This window comes from Vibrio sp. R11-SG3-ISO9 (assembly GCF_059834255.1).
This window is the reverse complement of the sequence record NZ_JCBDGU010000002.1, coordinates 34712-53592: the sequence shown is the minus strand read 5'-3', so window position 1 is coordinate 53592 and position 18881 is coordinate 34712. Positions and strand designations below refer to the sequence as shown.

21 protein-coding genes and 1 riboswitch are annotated in these 18881 nt (G+C 46.2%); of the genes, 7 read left to right on the top strand and 14 right to left on the bottom strand.

Annotation, left to right across the window (positions count from 1 at the left end; translation table 11 throughout):
• The first annotated feature begins 7 nt into the window (after positions 1-7).
• Positions 8-355: a gamma-glutamylcyclotransferase family protein gene (locus AC6R05_RS00325; protein ID WP_500646234.1), complete on the top strand. Its 348-nt coding sequence runs from the start codon at positions 8-10 to the stop codon at positions 353-355.
• A gap of 62 nt (positions 356-417) precedes the next feature.
• On the opposite strand, the gene fbp is transcribed toward AC6R05_RS00325, so the two are convergent.
• The gene (gene fbp / locus AC6R05_RS00320; RefSeq protein WP_032553284.1) at positions 418-1434 is read right to left on the bottom strand and encodes a class 1 fructose-bisphosphatase; all 1017 of its coding nucleotides are present in this window, start codon (positions 1432-1434) and stop codon (positions 418-420) included.
• A gap of 269 nt (positions 1435-1703) precedes the next feature.
• On the opposite strand from fbp, the gene mpl reads away from it, so the two are divergent.
• The 5 genes from mpl to thiQ all read left to right on the top strand — a co-directional run bounded on the left by mpl (position 1704) and on the right by thiQ (position 7306).
• On the top strand, positions 1704-3062 hold the full coding sequence (gene mpl / locus AC6R05_RS00315; RefSeq protein ID WP_500646233.1) for a UDP-N-acetylmuramate:L-alanyl-gamma-D-glutamyl-meso-diaminopimelate ligase: 1359 nt from the start codon (positions 1704-1706) through the stop codon (positions 3060-3062).
• A gap of 39 nt (positions 3063-3101) precedes the next feature.
• Positions 3102-3725: a flavin prenyltransferase UbiX gene (locus tag AC6R05_RS00310; protein WP_032553282.1), complete on the top strand. Its 624-nt coding sequence runs from the start codon at positions 3102-3104 to the stop codon at positions 3723-3725.
• Positions 3726-3768: 43 nt separating this feature from the next.
• A riboswitch (TPP riboswitch) is annotated at positions 3769-3888 on the top strand.
• 52 nt (positions 3889-3940) lie between these two features.
• Positions 3941-4933, top strand: coding sequence for a thiamine ABC transporter substrate binding subunit (gene thiB / locus AC6R05_RS00305; RefSeq protein ID WP_500646232.1), 993 nt, complete (start codon positions 3941-3943; stop codon positions 4931-4933).
• Between the two features lie 70 nt (positions 4934-5003).
• Positions 5004-6602: a thiamine/thiamine pyrophosphate ABC transporter permease ThiP gene (thiP, locus tag AC6R05_RS00300; RefSeq protein ID WP_500646231.1), complete on the top strand. Its 1599-nt coding sequence runs from the start codon at positions 5004-5006 to the stop codon at positions 6600-6602.
• Positions 6602-7306, top strand: coding sequence for a thiamine ABC transporter ATP-binding protein (thiQ, locus tag AC6R05_RS00295; RefSeq protein ID WP_500646230.1), 705 nt, complete (start codon positions 6602-6604; stop codon positions 7304-7306). Before thiP ends, thiQ begins: the two co-directional genes overlap by 1 nt.
• 104 nt (positions 7307-7410) lie before the next feature.
• Here the strand turns inward: thiQ and yjgA are convergent, their stop codons facing one another.
• Positions 7411-7938 (bottom strand): ribosome biogenesis factor YjgA, encoded by a 528-nt coding sequence (gene yjgA / locus AC6R05_RS00290; protein ID WP_032553278.1) that lies wholly within the window; start codon positions 7936-7938, stop codon positions 7411-7413.
• A 118-nt stretch (positions 7939-8056) separates the two neighbouring features.
• On the opposite strand from yjgA, the gene pmbA reads away from it, so the two are divergent.
• Complete coding sequence (gene pmbA, locus AC6R05_RS00285; protein WP_500646229.1) at positions 8057-9400, top strand: metalloprotease PmbA; 1344 nt, start codon at positions 8057-8059, stop codon at positions 9398-9400.
• A gap of 91 nt (positions 9401-9491) precedes the next feature.
• Here the strand turns inward: pmbA and mgtE are convergent, their stop codons facing one another.
• The 12 genes from mgtE to AC6R05_RS00225 form a co-directional block, all read right to left on the bottom strand.
• Positions 9492-10847: a magnesium transporter gene (mgtE, locus tag AC6R05_RS00280; RefSeq protein ID WP_032553276.1), complete on the bottom strand. Its 1356-nt coding sequence runs from the start codon at positions 10845-10847 to the stop codon at positions 9492-9494.
• A 150-nt stretch (positions 10848-10997) separates the two neighbouring features.
• Positions 10998-11273 (bottom strand): HPr family phosphocarrier protein, encoded by a 276-nt coding sequence (locus tag AC6R05_RS00275; RefSeq protein WP_500646228.1) that lies wholly within the window; start codon positions 11271-11273, stop codon positions 10998-11000.
• Positions 11274-11276: 3 nt separating this feature from the next.
• Positions 11277-12146 carry an RNase adapter RapZ gene (gene rapZ / locus AC6R05_RS00270; protein WP_032553274.1) on the bottom strand — a complete coding sequence of 290 codons (870 nt, stop codon included), beginning with the start codon at positions 12144-12146 and terminating at the stop codon, positions 11277-11279.
• A 1-nt stretch (position 12147) separates the two neighbouring features.
• Positions 12148-12609, bottom strand: a complete 462-nt coding sequence (gene ptsN / locus AC6R05_RS00265; protein WP_032553273.1) for a PTS IIA-like nitrogen regulatory protein PtsN — start codon at positions 12607-12609, stop codon at positions 12148-12150.
• A 1-nt stretch (position 12610) separates the two neighbouring features.
• Positions 12611-12898, bottom strand: coding sequence for a ribosome hibernation promoting factor (gene hpf, locus AC6R05_RS00260; RefSeq protein WP_032553272.1), 288 nt, complete (start codon positions 12896-12898; stop codon positions 12611-12613).
• Positions 12899-12922: 24 nt separating this feature from the next.
• Positions 12923-14389: an RNA polymerase factor sigma-54 gene (locus tag AC6R05_RS00255; RefSeq protein ID WP_150869338.1), complete on the bottom strand. Its 1467-nt coding sequence runs from the start codon at positions 14387-14389 to the stop codon at positions 12923-12925.
• 54 nt (positions 14390-14443) lie between these two features.
• Positions 14444-15169 (bottom strand): LPS export ABC transporter ATP-binding protein, encoded by a 726-nt coding sequence (gene lptB / locus AC6R05_RS00250; RefSeq protein WP_032553270.1) that lies wholly within the window; start codon positions 15167-15169, stop codon positions 14444-14446.
• Positions 15170-15171: 2 nt separating this feature from the next.
• Positions 15172-15666, bottom strand: a complete 495-nt coding sequence (gene lptA, locus AC6R05_RS00245; protein WP_500646227.1) for a lipopolysaccharide transport periplasmic protein LptA — start codon at positions 15664-15666, stop codon at positions 15172-15174.
• Positions 15647-16210, bottom strand: a complete 564-nt coding sequence (lptC, locus tag AC6R05_RS00240; RefSeq protein WP_032553268.1) for an LPS export ABC transporter periplasmic protein LptC — start codon at positions 16208-16210, stop codon at positions 15647-15649. The genes lptA and lptC overlap by 20 nt, the downstream gene beginning before the upstream one ends.
• Positions 16207-16764 (bottom strand): 3-deoxy-manno-octulosonate-8-phosphatase KdsC, encoded by a 558-nt coding sequence (gene kdsC, locus AC6R05_RS00235; protein WP_150869337.1) that lies wholly within the window; start codon positions 16762-16764, stop codon positions 16207-16209. Before kdsC ends, lptC begins: the two co-directional genes overlap by 4 nt.
• Complete coding sequence (kdsD, locus tag AC6R05_RS00230) at positions 16764-17735, bottom strand: arabinose-5-phosphate isomerase KdsD (RefSeq protein WP_285466065.1); 972 nt, start codon at positions 17733-17735, stop codon at positions 16764-16766. The genes kdsC and kdsD overlap by 1 nt, the downstream gene beginning before the upstream one ends.
• Before the next feature lie 42 nt (positions 17736-17777).
• On the bottom strand, positions 17778-18743 hold the full coding sequence (locus AC6R05_RS00225) for a calcium/sodium antiporter (RefSeq protein ID WP_500646226.1): 966 nt from the start codon (positions 18741-18743) through the stop codon (positions 17778-17780).
• Positions 18744-18881: the final 138 nt, after the last annotated feature.

Below are 18881 nucleotides of genomic sequence, written 5' to 3'. Positions count from 1 at the left end.
GTTAGTGATGTCACACCTGGTGTTTGTGTATGGGACGCTGAGAAAAGGGCAGCATAACCACCATTTTTTAAAGCAGAGTAAGAAGTTAGGTGATTGGATAACCCCACCTCAATTTACACTGTACGATTTAGGCCGATATCCAGGCATGATTTTCGGAAAGAAAAAAGTGGTTGGGGAGGTCTATATAGTCAACGACGATGTTTTGGCTTCGCTCGATCGGCTCGAAGATGTACCTATTGAGTACCGTCGTGAACAAATTGAGACTATATTTGGATTAGCGTGGGTTTATTTGTATCAGTTTGATTTAACTGAGCAACGAGAGATTCTTTCTGGTGACTGGTGTAAACGAGAATAAGTCCAAATACAACAAAGCCAGTACGCGAGTACTGGCTTTTTAGTATCTGAGCAAACTAAGCGTTAAGCTTCATCTCGGTTTAGCTCAAGAAACTCTTCTACTTTGTTTACCATGTTCTTTGAACCAACAAAGAATGGTACACGCTGATGTAGTTCAGTTGGCTTGATGTCCATAATACGCTGAACACCATCAGAAGCTACGCCACCTGCTTGTTCCATGATGAAAGCAATTGGGTTGCACTCATATAGAAGACGCAGTTTACCGTTCGGGTGGCTTTGCGTGCTCGGGTACAGGTAGATACCACCTTTTAGCAGGTTACGGTGGAAGTCTGATACCAGAGAACCAATGTAACGTGAAGTGTATGGACGGTTGTCACTAGGCTCATTCTCTTGGCAGTACTTAATGTACTTTTTCACACCCGTTGGGAAACGAATGTAGTTGCCTTCATTGATTGAGTAGATCTTACCTTCATCTGGGATCATCATGTTTTCGTGAGAAAGACAGAAAGTACCCAGCGATGGGTCGTAAGTAAAGCCGTTCACGCCATTACCAGTTGTGTAAACCAGCATAGTTGAAGAGCCGTAGATTACGTAGCCCGCTGCAACCTGCTTGTTACCAGGCTGTAGGAAGTCTTCTTGGGTTGGTGGCGTACCAATAGGTGATACACGACGGTAGATAGAGAAGATCGTACCCACAGACACGTTCACATCGATGTTTGATGAACCATCTAGTGGGTCCATTAGCACCACGTACTTAGCGTTTTTGTTCAACTCTTTGTTGAATGCTACCGCTTCGTCTTCCTCTTCACTCGCTACACCACATACTTGGTCACGAGCTTCCAGAGCTGCTTTGAATTTGTCATTCGCGTAAAGATCAAGCTTCTGTTGTGCTTCACCTTGTACGTTGTCGGTGCCGACAGCACCAGTAATGTCGACAAGACCCGCTTTATTGATTTCTCGGTTAACGATTTTCGCAGCAAGACGGATCGACGATAAAAGGGATGATAGATCACCACTTGCATGGGGAAAGTCACTTTGTTTCTCAACAATGAACTCACCAAGGGTGCGCATCTCAGACATGTTATTTCCTTAAACTTCTCTGAATAATTGGGGGATTCAAGCGCTATTGGGCTGCCTCTTAAGTGGGCATTATTCATCTAGTCGCTTACGTAAATTCTAAGCTTTAGATCTTTTTAATGGTAATGAAGTAAGCGACACAGATCTCACTTAGAATGTCGACTAAATTTGTTTTACATTGTGACTCGCTTTTGTTGGGCGATTCATGATAAGAAATGCACATAATCTTGATTAAGAAATCAGTCTTTTTGCCCGTTTTTTGGAAGCGATATATGCATATTCATATCTTAGGAATTTGCGGCACCTTTATGGGTGGTGCAGCGGTGTTAGCCCGTCAATTAGGTCACAAAGTGACAGGTTGTGATGCCAATGTTTACCCGCCAATGAGTACACTATTAGAGTCGCAAGGCATCGAAATCATTGAAGGTTTTGACCCAAGCCAACTAGAGCCAAGACCTGATCTGGTGGTGATTGGCAATGCGATGAGTCGTGGCAATCCTTGTGTTGAATATGTACTAAATAACAACCTCAAGTACACCTCGGGACCTCAATGGCTACAAGAGTTCCTGCTGCATGACCGCTGGGTTCTAGCTGTTTCGGGTACGCATGGAAAAACCACAACGGCCAGCATGCTGGCATGGATCTTAGAGGATTGTGGTTATGCGCCGGGCTTCTTAGTCGGCGGGGTGTTGGGTAACTTTGGTATCTCTGCTCGCCTAGGTGAGAGCATGTTCTTTGTCGTTGAAGCTGACGAGTATGACAGTGCTTTTTTTGATAAGCGTTCTAAGTTTGTTCATTATCACCCACGCACTTTGGTGATGAACAATCTTGAGTTTGATCATGCGGATATTTTCGACGATCTTGAGGCGATTAAGCGCCAGTTCCACCATTTGATTCGCACTGTTCCAGGCAATGGGCGAATTTTTGCTCCTCAACAGGACCGTGCTCTTGAGGATGTATTGTCTCGCGGCTGTTGGAGTGAAACGGAATTTGCTGGGGAAGAGGCGGATTGGCGTGCGGAAAAGCTAGTCAAAGATGGCTCGCAGTTCAACGTGTTCTTCCAAGGTGAGTGTGTCGGAATGGTTGATTGGCCGCTGGTGGGTGATCATAACGTCAATAATGCTCTGATGGCGATCGCAGCTGCAAGACATGTTGGTGTGACTCCAGATCTAGCATGTGAGTCTTTGGCGAAGTTTATCAATACCAAGCGTCGTTTAGAGCTAAAAGGGGAAGTTGCTGGAGTAACGGTGTACGACGATTTTGCGCATCACCCAACTGCAATTGAACTAACTTTGGGTGGCTTACGTAATAAGGTCGGCAACAACAAAATTATCGCAGTGTTAGAGCCTCGCTCTGCTACGATGAAACGAGGCGTGCACAAAGAAACCCTTGCTGATTCATTGAAGCAAGCAGACAGCACTTTCTTATTCCAACCAGACAACATCGATTGGTCGGTTAAAGATGTCGCAGACGCTTGTCATCAGCCCGCTGTTGTCAGTGACAACCTAGATGCCTTAGTCGCAAGTATTGTTGAGCAAGCGCAATCTGGTGACCAAATTTTGGTGATGAGCAATGGTGGTTTTGGTGGTATTCATCAGAAATTACTTGATGGATTGGCGGCCAAAGGTTAAATACACGCGTTCTAATCGATTTAAGAAGTACAAGAGATCATGACCAAACAGAGTAAAGCGATTACCCTCGCATTCACTGGCGCTTCTGGTGCCCCATATGGTTTGCGCTTACTAGAGTGCCTACTCGCCGCTGACTATCAGGTGTACCTGTTGATATCGTCAGCCGCCAGAGTGGTGCTTGCAACCGAACATGATCTCAAACTGCCTTCAGGTCCCGATGCGGCCAAAGCAGCATTGGTTAAACACCTAAATTGCGACCCTGAGCGTTTGGTTGTGTGTGGTAAAGACGATTGGTTCTCTCCTGTTGCGTCAGGCTCTGCTGCACCGAAGCAGATGGTGGTTTGTCCATGCTCGGCAGGGAGTGTTGCATCAATTGCCCACGGTATGTCAGATAACTTGATTGAACGCGCTGCGGATGTTGTCATGAAAGAGCGCGGCCAACTGCTGTTAGTGGTTCGAGAGACGCCATTCTCGACGCTACACTTGGAAAATATGCACAAACTCTCGACTATGGGAGTGACCATCATGCCCGCAGCTCCTGGTTTTTATCATCAGCCAAAATCGATCGATGACCTTGTCGATTTCATGGTGGCTCGTATTCTTGACCACCTAGGTATTGAGCAGGGTTTAGTACCAAGATGGGGCTACGATCAGCGCCATTAAGGCGAACTTTGTAGCTTATTGGTTAAAATACAATTACAATTCTGCTCACTCATCGGGGAGCTAAACATTCAAATTATGAATGGCGGCTGAGATCAAGTGTCAACTTGGGACCCGTAAACCTGAACCAGATAATGCTGGCGTAGGAATTGAGTTAGGCAGTACTTTTCCATTGTCCTCCCTCAAGCCTGTGCCGCTCAGACCATGGAGAGCGTCCAGTGAAATTTGCATTAACCACTCTTGCTGTTACTACAGTAGCTTCTTTTTCCGCACTAGCGTCCGATAATACTCTAACTGTTTATACCTATGACTCTTTCGCTGCAGATTGGGGCCCGCGTCCTGCTGTCGAGAAAGCATTTGAAGAGAAATGTGGTTGTGACGTGAACTTTGTTGCGCTGGAAGACGGTGTTTCAATTCTTAACCGCTTGCGTCTAGAGGGTGGCAATAGCAAAGCCGATGTTGTGCTTGGTCTTGACCAAAACCTAATGGCGGAAGCTAAGAAAACAGGCCTACTATCTGAACACAACGTCGATACTTCTTCTGTTGTGCTACCTAATGGCTGGGACGACAGCACCTTTGTTCCTTATGATTTCGGTTACTTCTCATTTATCTACAACACAGAAAAGCTATCAAACCCACCTAAGAGCTTGAAAGAGTTGGTTGAGCAGCGTGATGATCTTAAGGTGATTTACCAAGATCCTCGTACTTCAACACCAGGCCAAGGTCTGATGTTGTGGATGAAGTCGGTTTATGGCGACGATGCAACTCAAGCGTGGAAACAGCTTTCCAAGAAAACCGTTACTGTCACCAAAGGCTGGTCTGAGGCTTACTCAATGTTCCTTGAGGGCGAGTCAGATATGGTGCTTTCATACACGACCTCACCGGCTTACCACATCATCGCTGAAAGCGACACTAAGTACGCGTCTGCTGACTTTGCTGAAGGTCACTACACGCAAGTGGAAGTGGCAGCAAAAGTGAAAGGCAGCGATAATGAGAAGCTAGCGGATGAGTTTATGGTATTCATTCTAAGTGACGAATTCCAATCGGCGATGCCAACGGGCAACTGGATGTACCCAGTGACGGATGTCGAGCTACCAAAAGGCTTTGAGCAACTGACGATGCCTAAGAAATCTCTGAGCTTTACTTCTGAAGAAGTGGCTGAGAAGCGTAAGCCATGGATTCGTGAGTGGCAAAACGCCCTGACTTTTTAATTGAGTGCCCAACGTCGGGCATTAAGCCTCTATCTCAATTAGGGGCTAAACATCGAGACAATCACTCTTTATGTTAAAGAATACACCTAAGGTGGGTATCTGGGTCGCATTGACCATTACTGCCTTTGTGGTTTCATCGGTAGGGGCATTGCTTAGCAATGCCCCTTCTCTTGATATCAGCCAAGTATGGTCTGATCCGTACTATTGGCACGTTACCAAATTCAGTTTCTACCAAGCGACGCTATCCATGTTATTGAGCGTCGTATTTGCAGTTCCTGTGGCTCATGCCTTATCTCGCCGCCAGTTCCCAGGGCGTTCTCTGCTGCTGAGATTGTTTGCTTCCACCTTGGTTCTGCCCGTGTTAGTCGGTGTTTTTGGTATTTTGGCTATCTATGGCAACAGTGGTTGGCTGGCAAAACTGCTTCAAGCTGTTGACGTAGAGCTGCCATTCTCCATTTATGGATTGAATGGCATTTTGCTTGCGCATGTCTTTTTCAATTTGCCCTATGCAAGTCGATTGTTGTTACAAGCCTTGGACACGGTTCCAGTGGAGCAACACAAGTTATGTGCACACCTTGGAATGAGTCACTGGGATAAATTTAAGTGGGTTGAATGGCCACGTCTTAAGCAACAGCTACCGCATGTGTGTGGTTTAGTCTTTATGCTCTGCTTTACCAGTTTTGCGACTGTGATGGCATTGGGCGGCGGTCCTAAGTCGACAACTATCGAGCTTGCTATCTATCAAGCGATTAAATTTGATTTTGATCTTCAAGCTGGTGCTCTGTTAGCGATCTGGCAGATGCTACTGTGTGGTGTATTAGCGGTGAGTATTCAACGCCTTTCTAAGCCTGTTTCTGTAAGCGTTGGTCAACTGTCTGAAGCGAAGTTTTTGGTTAAGGACACCTATAGGTCAAAAGCTTGGGACAGCTTTTGGATCATCGTAGCCTCATTACTGGTTTTACCGCCACTGTTGATGGTCATTGTGGGTGGCTTAAACAGTGAAGCGATGGCGGTGTTAACCAGTGAACCGTTTTGGCTAGCGCTATTTAACTCACTGAAAGTAGCGATCAGTGCGAGTGTGATTGCGCTTTTGGTTGGAGTGGTTATTTTGATGACCAGTCGAGCATGGCGCTTGCAAAACAAGACATTTCGCGCAGATAAGATTGAGCTTATTGGCACCATTATTTTGGTAACTCCCGGCTTAGTGGTGAGCACTGGAATCTTCTTGTTGCTGCGTTCAATCACTGATGTGTTTAGCTTAGCCTTTTTTGTTGTGATTGCCGTTAATAGCCTAATGGCGCTCCCGTATGTGATCAAAAATTTAGCTCAGCCGATGCTACACGTTGCCCAGCAATATCAGTATTTGTGCGCGAGTTTAGGTATGAAAGGTTGGCACCGGTTTAAGCTGGTGGAGTGGCGAGCGCTGCGTAAACCTATGGCGCAGGCCTTCTCGATAAGTTTCATGTTGTCGATGGGGGATTTGAGTGCCATTGCACTGTTTGGCAGTGCCGATTTTAGAACTCTCCCTTTGTATCTATTCCAGTTACTAGGCAGTTATCAGATGGAGGCTGCCGCCGTGGTTTCAGTGAGCTTGCTGATCCTGAGCGTTGGCAGTTTTAGTTTAATTGAATTCTTATTTACTCGAACATCTAACCAGAGAGGTGCCTAATGTTAGTGATGCAAGATGTTGATTACCACTATCATCAGGAGCTGTTTCATTTTGATTTTATGGCTGAACAGGGTGATGTTGTTGCCTTGATGGGGCCGAGTGGCGCAGGGAAGTCAACATTGTTGGCATTGATTGCGGGGTTCATTGAACCGTCATCAGGAGCCATTTCGGTCTCCGGTCAATCGCTTGTTGGTTTGGATGCTTACCAGCGTCCACTTGCTATGTTATTCCAAGAGCACAATTTGTTTGCTCACCTTACGGTTAGAGAAAATATCGGCTTAGGGCTGCACCCAGGTCTTAAATTAACCAAAGAGCAGCAACAGCAAGTGCAACAAGCGGCAGAGCAGGTCGGTGTCGATCAGTATCTTGATCGATTGCCGGAGCATCTTTCTGGCGGACAGCGTCAGCGTGTCGCATTGGCTCGATGTTTTGTACAGCCACATCCCATTTGGTTGTTAGACGAGCCCTTCTCTGCGCTGGATCCTTTGTTGCGAGAAGAGATGTTAGCCTTGGTGAAGCAGCTCGCGGCTGAGCGCAATATTACAGTGATCATGGTGACTCACCATTTGGGAGATGCTCGCAGTATTGCCAATAAATTTGCCTTTGTGGCTAAAGGACAGGTGTTGGTTGCGGATGCGATATATGCGCTGACTGCGCAGCATTCACAGCCTGAATTAGCCGCCTTTGTCCGAGCCGGTGAGTAACCCCTAGTTCTAAAATACGGGTCCTAAAATGCGGTTCGGTAATAAATACGCAGATATGAAAAAGGCCTAGCAGAAGCTAGGCCTTTTTGATCGCGTGATGAGTCTTATAGCTCGTCTTGCTTAAGTTCTTTAAGAACTTGGAAGATCTCGCGGTACGCTTTCGCTGGCTTACCTGCTTTTTTCTCTTTGTTTGCTTGACGCGCCAATTGACGTAGACGCTGACGGTCTGCTTCAGGGTGCGCTTCAACAACTTCAGAGATAGCCGCATCACCGTCTTCAACAATACGGTCGCGCAATTGCTCAAGCTTGTGCAGCTCGGCTGTTGCTTGAGAGTGTTTGTTGCGAACCTTATCTAGAGCCGCTTGAATTGGCTCTGGATCTTCGTTACGCATCACTTTACCGATGTATTGCAGTTGACGACGTTTCGCTTCATTTTTAAAGCGTTGTGCATCTTTAATCGCTTCCGCCAAATCTTCAGACAGAGGAAATTTCTCTAGTACAGAAGGCTTAAGTTCTACGAGCTCTTCGCCCAACTTTTGTAGCGCTTCCATGTCCTCTTTCATTTCCGTCTTACTTACCCAGATGATTTCTTCTTCTGGTTCCCATGGGGCTTTTTGGTTTTTGCGAGCCATCTTTTCTGCCTATATCACTATCTCAATCGAATATATCCGCTATTTTAGCAAGAATCTTGGGGAGAAAGCGAAATTCTTGTTATCCTACGTAATATTGACCTTCAAAAATAGAATAGATATGGATGTAAAACAGCAAGTCGCTCAGCAACGTGTTGAGTTAGAAGCAGCGGTAGCAAAAGCGTTAGATATGGCTTCAGTCAGTGCGGATGCTGCAGAGGTGGCTATTACTAAATCAACGGGTTTGAGTGTCTCTACACGCATGTGTGAGGTTGAAAACGTTGAATTTAATAGTGATGGTGCCCTTGGTATTACTGTTTATCGCGGCCAACAAAAAGGCAGTGCATCTACATCTGATTTGAGTGAACAGGCGATTGCCCAAACCGTAGCTGCGGCTTTAGATATCGCTCAATACACATCTGAAGATCCTCACGCAGGACCTGCTCCTAAAGAGTTCATGGTAAAAGAGATTCCAGACTTGGATCTATTCCATCCTGATGAGCCAAACCCTGACTACGCAGCTGAGATCGCGATCGCGGCTGAGAAGCAAGCACTCGCGTACAGCGATAAGATCAAGCAAAGCGATGGTGCTAGCTACGATAGCCACTACGGCGTAAAGGTATATGGTAATAGTCACGGTCTGCTTGCAAGCTATGCTTCAAGCCGCCACAGCACCAGCTGTTGTGTGATTGGACAGGGCGTTAACGGTGAAATGGAGCGAGACTATAGCTACACAGTTGCACGTCACCGTGACGAGCTGTGGACGCCTGAGCGTGTTGGTCAAGAGGCGGCAGAGAAGACCATTAGTCGCTTGGATGCTAAGAAGCTACCAACAGGTCAATACCCAATCATGTTTGCAGCCGATGTCGCAACGGGCCTTATTGGGCACCTCGTTATGGCGATCAGTGGTGGCAACCTTTACCGTAAAGCGTCATTCCTGTTGGATCACCTAGGCGAGAAAATCTTACCAGAATGGTTCAATATCTCTGAGCGTCCTCATATCTTACGCGGCTTAGCATCAAGCCCATTTGATAGTGAAGGTGTCTACACACAAGACCGCGAGATTATTACTGACGGTGTGCTTGCGACTTACCTGTTGACTAGCTACGCAGCTCGCAAGATGGATATGACCCCAACAGGTCATGCTGGTGGTATCCATAACTGGTTTGTACAGTCTACGGGTCAAAGCTTCGAGCAAATGCTGAAAGAGTTAGGCACAGGTTTTCTTGTGACCGAAGTGATGGGACAAGGCGTGAACACTGTGACGGGTGATTACTCTCGCGGCGCAGCTGGCTTCTGGGTTGAGAATGGTGAAATCCAATACCCAGTGTCTGAGGTGACGATTGCAGGTAATCTGAAAGATATGTTCAATCAAATTGTTGCGGTTGGTAGTGACGTAGAGACACGCTCACAGATTCAAACTGGCTCTATCCTATTAGAATCTATGAAAGTAGCGGGTGAGTAATTCAACTCTCGCAAATCTGAATAATTAAAAAGGGAGCCGCAGGCTCCCTTTTGTTATCTGTCTTCTTACTTCAAGCAAGTTATTTTTCAAACTAGATAAGTATCGTAGCTAAGCCCAAGAACACCGATAGACCAATCACGTCGGTCACGGTAGTCAACGCCATACCGCCAGCCAATGCCGGGTCGATATTCATCTTCTTCAGCATCACAGGGATGGTTACCCCGGCGATACCTGCCACGATTAGGTTGGTCATCATTGCTGCTGAGATGATCCCGCCGAGTATCCAATTGCCTTTCCAAGCAACCACAATACCGCCGATGATACATGCCCACAGAATACCGTTAAGGAAGCCGATCGCAGCTTCTTTTAGCAATAGCTCTCGCTTGTTACTGTCACCGATGTGACCAAGCGCTAGGCCGCGGATAACCAGAGCAACGGTTTGGTTACCTGCCACACCACCCATTGAAGGCACAATGGTCATCAGTACCGCAATGGCTGCCATTTGGTCGAGGGTTGCCTCAAACATATTTGATACTGATGCTGCTGCCAGTGCGGCTAACACGTTTGCACCAAGCCAGACACTACGACGACGTGCAGACTTTACAACCGGTGCGAAGGTATCTTCGTCATCGTCCATACCCGCCATACTCATCATTGAGTGCTCGGCATCTTCACGAATCACGTCAACCACGTCATCGATGGTGATACGGCCAACAAGGTGTTGGTTTTCATCAACAACCGGAGCCGATACCCAGTTACGACGTTCAAACAGGCTTGCAATGTCAGAGGCGCTGGTCTCAACAGCGATCGCTTCATCAGCGTCATCCATCACTTCAGAGACAAGGGTTTCAGGTTGCGTTGTAATCAGCGTTGTTAGAGAGAGATTGCCGATTAAGCGCTCATCTTCATCAATAACATATAGAGCATCGGTAGCATCTGGCAGTTCGCCTCGAATGCGTAAATAACGTAGAACTACGTCGACGTCGACATCACCACGAATGGTGATCACGTCGGTGTTCATCAATGCACCTGCAGAGTCCTCTGGGTAAGAAAGGGCATTCTCAACCAAGGCTCGGTCTGCTGAGTCCATCTGGGATAGAACTTCACGAGAAACGTCATCTGGTAGGCTTCGAAGTACGTAGGCGACATCATCGGTCTCCATGCCTTCGGTTGCTTCTGCGAGGGTCTCTGGTGCCATTTTTGACACCAACGCATCCTTAACGTCTTCGTTCAGCTCATCAAGAATTTCACCGTAGTCTTCAGGATCGGTAAGTTGCCAAAGTACGTCACGACTCTTGCGAGGGGAGGCTTCTAAAAGGTGTGCAATATCTTCAGGTTCCATGTCCTGAAGTTGTCGACGTACGTGAACAAATCGGCCGTTTTCAAGGGCTTCGCTGACTTCTTGGAGGGTTTGGTGAGCTTGGTCAAATTCTAATTGCTCTGCCATGTTTTCCTCCTCTTCTCATTATTCTATGGATGCTAGGAATAGTAACTTAATTCTATGACGTATTTAAATCATTAACTTATAGAGAACTAAGATTTAGGCTTGGTAGGCGTTGTATAGCGAGATAACAGTTGGGGCATTACCCCGTTCCAGTTACTCGCCCTCGTCAAATTTGTCTTCGATTAGGTGACACACGGCATCAAGTGCCTGCTGGGCATCATCGCCTTCTGCCTGAATGCGAATGTGTTGACCTTGGGCCGATTCAAGCATGAGTAACCCCATGACACTGTCTGCTGTTGCGTTTTTCTCATCTTCACTATGAATCGTCAGGGTTGCATTGAAGCTTTGGGCAAGCTCCACCAGTTTTACTGCTGCGCGAGCATGAAGCCCCAAACGGTTTTGAATGAGTACAGTGCGGGTCAATTCCATGATTTAGGCCTGTTGGTTTTTTTCTAATGAAGCGTGTCGAATTTGTACTTGGTGACCCAGTTGGTCAAAGTACTCACCAATTTTTTGAGTCAGATATACTGAGCGGTGCTTACCACCAGTACAACCAATCGCTACCGTGAGGTAACTGCGATTGTTCTTTTCTAACATCGGTAGCCATTGCTCGACAAAGCCTTGAATCTGCTGCTTCAACTCGATCACTTCCTGATGTTTCTCTAGGTAAGAGTGAATCGGAGCATCAAGTCCAGTGAGCGGTCTTAGGTCGGGTTCCCAATGCGGGTTAGGCAAGAAGCGAACATCAAACACATAGTCAGCATCGCTAGGTAAACCGTACTTAAAACCAAAGGATTGGAAAACAATGATCAGCTCTTGCTTCTCTTTGCCTTCAATTTTAAGGCGTACTTGCTCACTCAATTCATAGAGGTTGCAATCGCTACTATCGATCAAGATATCGGCTTGATCAGACAGTGGAGAAAGCAGTTGTTTCTCGAGGTCGATGGCTTGCTCTAAAGAGAGTTTGTCGTCACCTTGCGAAAGCGGGTGGATACGACGAGTCTCGCTGTAGCGCTTGAGCAGGGTTTGTTTGCTTGCATCCAAGAACAATACGCTAACATCGATATTGGCGGCATCTTCTAATTGAACCAGCGTCTCTGTGACAAGATGAGGCTCTTTAGGCAGGTTGCGTATATCGATGCTTACTGCAACGTTTTGGTTGCTCTCTTTGACTGACTCAACAAAGTTGCCGAGCAGGTCGACAGGTAAGTTATCAACGCAGTAATAACCGAGATCTTCAAGAACTCGCAAAGCGACACTTTTACCAGCTCCTGATTGACCACTAACTACGATAAGGCGCATGTTATTGCTCGCAAGTCGGCACTTGGATCATAATGTCGTAAAGCTCTTGATCGCTTTGCGCATTACGCAGTTGTTTCAGTGTTTGTTTGTCGTTGAGTCGCTCTGCCATACAAGAAAGGGTTTTTAGATGCTCTTTACATTGCTCACTAGGAACCAAAAGTGCAAATAGTAGGTCGACAGGGCGGTTATCGATTGCATCAAACTCGATAGGGTCTTGGCACTGCAATAGAACAGCGATCGCTTTGTCGCTGACATTCATACGGGCATGGGGAATAGCGATACCATTTCCGATGCCGGTACTGCCCATTTTCTCTCGGCTCAGCATGCACTCGAACAGTTCTGTTGAGTCTTGACCACAGCTCTCGGCTGCAATCTGGCTGATGATTTCTAGGGCTCTTTTTTTGCTCGTGCATTGGACTGCACTTTTGGTGCAGTCCAATGAAAGTACTTCGCTTAATTGCATGTTAGTGACTACTTAGCTTTTCTTTGTGCTTGTTGAGTTGGCGGACGAGTTTATCAACTAATGAATCAATTGCAGCATACATATTTTCATCGGTAGCTGTCGCATGAATGTCGCCTTGATTAACATGCAGTGTTGCTTCTGCAATCTGGTTAATTTTCTCAACTTTTAATACAACTTGAACGTTATTAATGTGTTCAAAAAAGCGTTCAAGCTTTTCAAATTTGGTGTGAACATAGTCTTGCATTGAATCGGTAAGATCAACGTGATGGCCTTGAATATTGATTTGCATAGACTTTCCTTTTCAGTTGGTGCCCTACAGTAGGCGTTTACGCTGACTCGAAGGGGCAATGCCTAAAGATTCACGGTATTTTGCTATGGTTCTTCTAGCTACCTGAATTCCTTGGTCAGCCAGTAAAGCAGCAATCTTGCTATCGCTGAGCGGCTTAGCTGTGTTTTCAGCGGCCACCAGTTTCTTAATCAGAGCGCGAATTGCTGTTGATGAACACTCTCCGCCATTATCAGTGCTGACATGGCTAGAGAAGAAGTATTTCAGTTCGAAGATGCCTCGTGGTGTGTGCATGAACTTCTGTGTCGTAACACGAGAGATTGTCGATTCATGCATGTCGACTGCGAGAGCAACATCATTTAACACCATAGGTTTCATGGCTTCTTCACCATGTTCGAAGAAATCGTGCTGATGTTCAACAATGCATCGCGCAACTTTGAGTAGCGTCTCATTTCGACTCTCTAGGCTCTTAATTAGCCATTTTGCCTCTTGCAAGTTGGAGCGAATGTATTGGTTGTCAGCGCTGTTTCCTTTACTGCCTAGATCGGCGTACTGCTGGTTCACTTTCAGCTTTGGTACGCTATCTGGGTTAATAGTAACTAACCACTTACCTAGGTCTTTAAACACCGATACGTCAGGCACTACATATTCGGTTTCATCCGGAGTGATTTTGCTGCCTGGACGCGGGTCTAGTTGCTGTATAAGCTGCAGGACTTCACGTAGCTCTGCCTCTTTAAGCTTAGTCTCTTTGATGATCAGCTTGTAATCACGATTACCTAGTTGGTCTATATGGCTAGTAAGTACTAACTTAGCCTCTTTAAGCCATGGCGTATCTTCAGGGAAGGTCGCAAGTTGTAGCAGTAGACAGTCTTGCAAGTTCAGTGAGCCAACACCAAGCGGATCAAACTGTTGAATACGTTTGCGAACGGCTTCAATCTCGTCGAGTTCAATCTCTTCGTTGTCGAAGCTCTCAAGAATGTCTTCACTTGAAACAGTGAGGTAACCGTAGTCGTCGATAGCATCAATCAACGCTAACGCAATAGTACGGTCGGTTTCTGAAAATGGTGTCAGGTCTAATTGCCACAGTAGGTAATCTTGCAGGCTTTGGGTGGTCTCGCCTTGGTAAACTGGCATATCATCATCGATAGCAATACCAGTATTACCGGTGTTGGCACTGTAAACGTCTTCCCAAGTGGTATCGATTTCTAAGTCGTTGCCAATCTCAGATTTTTCAATCAGATCTGAGCTGTCAGGTAAGTCTGGTTCAGCAGTGGCTTCTGCTGCTTCTTTCTCGTCACGACTTGGCTTTTCTTCAGAGTTTGCAGGAGCGTCATCATTCCCTTCTTCTACGTCGAGAAGTGGGTTCGATTCCAAAGCCTCTTGAATCTCTTGTTGCAAATCCAACGTAGACAACTGCAACAAACGTATCGCTTGTTGTAGCTGAGGGGTCATTGCTAATTGCTGGCCTAGCTTAAGTTGTAATGAGGGTTTCATTCAGTATTACTTACCTAGTTATTATTCTTAGAATTCTCGATACGCTCTATATAATCATAGACGGAATTGTTCGCCTAGATAAACTTGTTTCACCTGTTCGTTATTGAGAACATCCTCCGGTGAACCTTCCGCAATCAAGTGTCCTTGGCTCACGATATAAGCCTTTTCACACACGTCTAACGTCTCACGAACGTTGTGGTCAGTGATCAATACACCCAGACCGCGATCTCGTAGGTGTTCAATGATTTTCTTGATATCGATAACTGAGATTGGGTCGACACCCGCGAATGGTTCATCGAGCAGAATAAACTGAGGATTTGCAGCCAGAGCGCGAGCAATCTCAACACGGCGTCGCTCACCACCAGACAGTGCCATACCGTTGCTGGTACGAATGTGTTGGATATGGAACTCTTCAAGCAGGTCTTCTAGCTTATCTTGGCGCTCTTCTGGCGTTAATTCCTTGCGCGTTTGTAGTACCGACATGATGTTGTCTTCAACTGAGAGCTTACGGAAGATCGACGCTTCTTGAGGTAGGTAGCCGATACCTAAACGTGAGCGGCTATGCATCGGTAGAATACTGATGTCATTATCATCGATGCTGATGGTGCCTTCATCACGCGCAACCAAACCAACGATCATGTAGAAAGAAGTGGTCTTACCGGCACCGTTAGGGCCCAGCAGGCCGACGATTTGTCCAGATTCAACTTGCAGGCTTACGTCTGTTACAACCTTACGTTTGCTGTAGGTCTTAGCCAAGTTTTGCGCTTTTAAGACTGCCATAGTTATTTGTTCACTTGTGCTGGTTGAAGAACGGTTGAAACACGCTCGTTTTTATCGCTGTCAGCAACCAGTTTTTGTGAAGAGATCTGATAGGTGATCTTAGAACCACGAATTAGGTTACCGTCTTGAGACAGTTGTGCCTCTTTGGTCATGATCAGCTTGTCTGTACTCAGCTGATAATTCAGCTCAAACGCCTGTCCGCTTAGCGTTTTACCATCGTCAGTAAGCTGTGAAAAAAGCGCTGGTTTACCAAAACCTTGAATCGCCTCGATTTCACCGCTGCTTGCATTACGCGTAACGATGATTTTGTCAGCGTTAATATTAATGCTGCCTTGCTTAAGTTTCACATCGCCTTCAAACGTAACCTTGTTGCTCTTCATATCGAGCTGTTGGCTGTCTGAATCGATGTAAACAGGCTGCTCCGTATCTGATGACAGAGCAAGGGCGTTTGGCGCTGCAAACGTGAAAGCAAGTAAACTAAGGTGTAAGAGTTTCATATCTACCTTGAACAGTTTCAAAGAGGGTTGCAGTGTTGCTATCGAAGTTGCCCTTCATAGCTTGTCCCTCAGTTTCAAATAATGGGCCGATCAGACGAACTGTACTTTCGGAATGAAAGTCTCGGCTAGTGAGCTCAACAACCAACTTATCCATAGTCATGTTGTCGAAGCTGGCTTCTGGTAATAGGTTTTTCACTATTACATTATCATAAAGTGTCAACGTTTGGTCGTCGTCGAGTACCGCACGCCTTGCGGTCATCTGCCACTCGATTGTGTGGCCATCACGAAATACCGAGAGCACCGGGTTTTCAAAAATGGTATCGCCACTTTTGGAGTAGTGTTCTAGATGACTTGATTCTATTTGATAGCTACGAATGCCTGCTTGGTCGTAGCTGATATTATCTAGATTTCTTCCGCTGAATACAGGCAATTCCAGGTTAGGAGCAACCTGAATTGCGGTGCTTTGCTCTTTGTCATACAGGTAATAAGCTGACCAAGAAGCAATAAACAACAGAATTAAATAGATAATACGAGTTAAACTCATATGCTTAGACCTTTGTGCACGTCTAGCTCATCCCTTGCTTGTAAAATAAGGTCACAGACTTCACGTACCGCGCCATGACCACCCTTGATATTGGTAACGTAGTTTGCTCGTTGAACCAGTAGTGGGTGTCCATCCGCGACACACACTTTCAATGCCACTTTTTCCATCACTGGCCAGTCAATCAGGTCATCGCCGATGTAGCCAGTATGTTCTGGAGCTATATTCAGTTTATCGCAGATATCTTGATAAGCTTTAACCTTGTCGTCTTGACCTTGATAGATCAGCTTAATACCGAGAGCTGTCATGCGGTTTTCGACAATTTGTGATTGGCGCCCGGTAATGATGGCGATTTCAATCCCTGCATTCATTAGAGATTTAACACCGTAGCCGTCGCGGGTATGAAAGGTTTTAAGCTCTTCACCTTGGTTACCCATGTAAACAAGGCCATCAGAAAACACACCATCTACATCACAGATTAGCAGCTTTATCTCTTTCGCGATCTGAAAAACGTCCGCATCTACTGAGCCATAAAGTGTTGATACTGTCTGAGTCATTACATTACTCCTGCTTTCAGTAGGTCGTGCATATTTAGCGCACCAACAAGCGCACCATCTTGGCAAAGCATTAACCCGTTGATGCTTTTTTCTTGCATTAAGTTAAGGCCTTCGACTGCCAACATGTTTGGATCAGCCACAGTTGGGTTTTGAGTCATCACATCGCCAATCTGAGTAGTGTGAATATCGATGCGTTTGTCGAGGATTCTGCGTAAATCCCCATCGGTGAAGATACCGAGCATTTTGCCTTGGTCATCAACAACAGCAGTCATGCCTAAGCCTTTCTGAGAGATCTCAAGCAGGGCATCACGGACTAGAGCATTCGGAGATACCATAGGTAGTGCATCACCGGTATGCATAATATCTTCAAGCTTCAATAGTAGTTGTCTGCCAAGCGCACCACCTGGGTGTGACAGAGCAAAATCTTCCGCTGTAAAGCCACGAGCTTGCAGCAGAGCGACAGCCAGTGCATCACCCATAACAAGAGTCGCTGTTGTACTGCTGGTTGGTGCAAGGCCAAGTGGGCACGCTTCTTCTGGTACGGTAATTTGAAGATGGATATCTGACAGGGTCGCCATGTTTGACTTTGGCTTGCCAGTCATACTGATGATCTTGATGTTCAGGCGCTTTAGCACTGGGAATAGGCTAAGAATTTCATCTGATTCACCGGAGTTAGAGATCGCAAGCACGATGTCGCCCGGTTCAACCATACCTAAATCACCATGTGCGGCTTCACCTGGGTGAACAAAAAACGCAGAGGTGCCAGTGCTCGCCAGTGTTGCAGCAATCTTATTGCCGATGTGGCCAGATTTACCCATGCCCATCACAACCACTTTGCCTTGGTTGTTGAGGATGAGATCACAAGCGCGACAGAAGTCTTCATTAAAGTACTGGTCTAGTTGATTGAGGCCAGCAACCTCAATCTCTAATACTTGTTTAGCAACACTACGGTAATCGAATGACTGAGACATCAGATACTCCAGAGTCTTATAAAAGGAATACTTGGTTTGTGATTACGCTGACATGTTCATCAGCAGGTAGCCTTGGTATGCCAAGAAGCAGACCACAAGTGCGCCACCTTCAATACGGTTGACGCTGCGTGATTTGCCAAGCGCCATAACAACCAATAGCAGAGAAACACCGAGCATGACCCAGAAGTCACGACCCATTGCGAACTCGCTTAGAATAGAAGGGTTTAGGATGCCAGGGATACCCATAACCGCAAGGATGTTGAATACGTTAGAGCCGATGATGTTGCCAACAGCCATATCATCTTCACCCTTCATTACGCCTGCAAGTGAAGCGGCCAATTCAGGAAGACTCGTACCCACAGCGATAATGGTTAGACCGATAACAAGGTCACTCATACCGAAGTATTTCGCAATAACGACGGCGTTGTTCACCAACATATCCGCTGAGATAGGCAAAACAATCAGACCAACAACCACCCACATTGCGGCTTTGATGTTGCTAACACCTTCAGGAATCTCAGACTCTTGCTCTTCGATAAAGGCATCGCCGTTGGTTTTTTCACGACGGCTAATCTGCAGCATTGCAAACAAGAACGCAGCAAACAGTACAAATAGAAGAATACCTTCGTAGAAGCCAAGGTAGCTATCCCACAGAAGTGCACCAGCTAATAGAGTGACACCTATCATTAACGGCAGTTCACGGCGGATCACTGCAGAACTAATAGAAAGCGGCTTGATAAGCGCAGTAATACCTAAAATCAGCGCGATGTTGGCGATGTTTGAGCCAAGCACGTTACCTACGGCAGTATCAGTTTTTCCGTCAAGTGCTGCGGTTGCAGAAACCATCATTTCAGGGGCTGAAGAACCCATTGCAAGAATCGTCATACCGATAACTAGGGGAGAGATTCCGAAGTTGCGAGCCAATGCCGCAGCACCGTAAACCAGTTTATCTGCACTCCACACCAAAAAACCTAGGCCGATAATAAGAAACGCAATCGCTTCAAGCATGATGATTCCTAAAAATTAATAAAAAATGGACAATTAACCGCTAATTTTGACGTGTTGCTAGATAAAAGGGAAGTCACGGATTCAATTAATTCTGACTAAGTTGTAAAGAAAGTGCATTTGTAGGGATATTTCTTAATA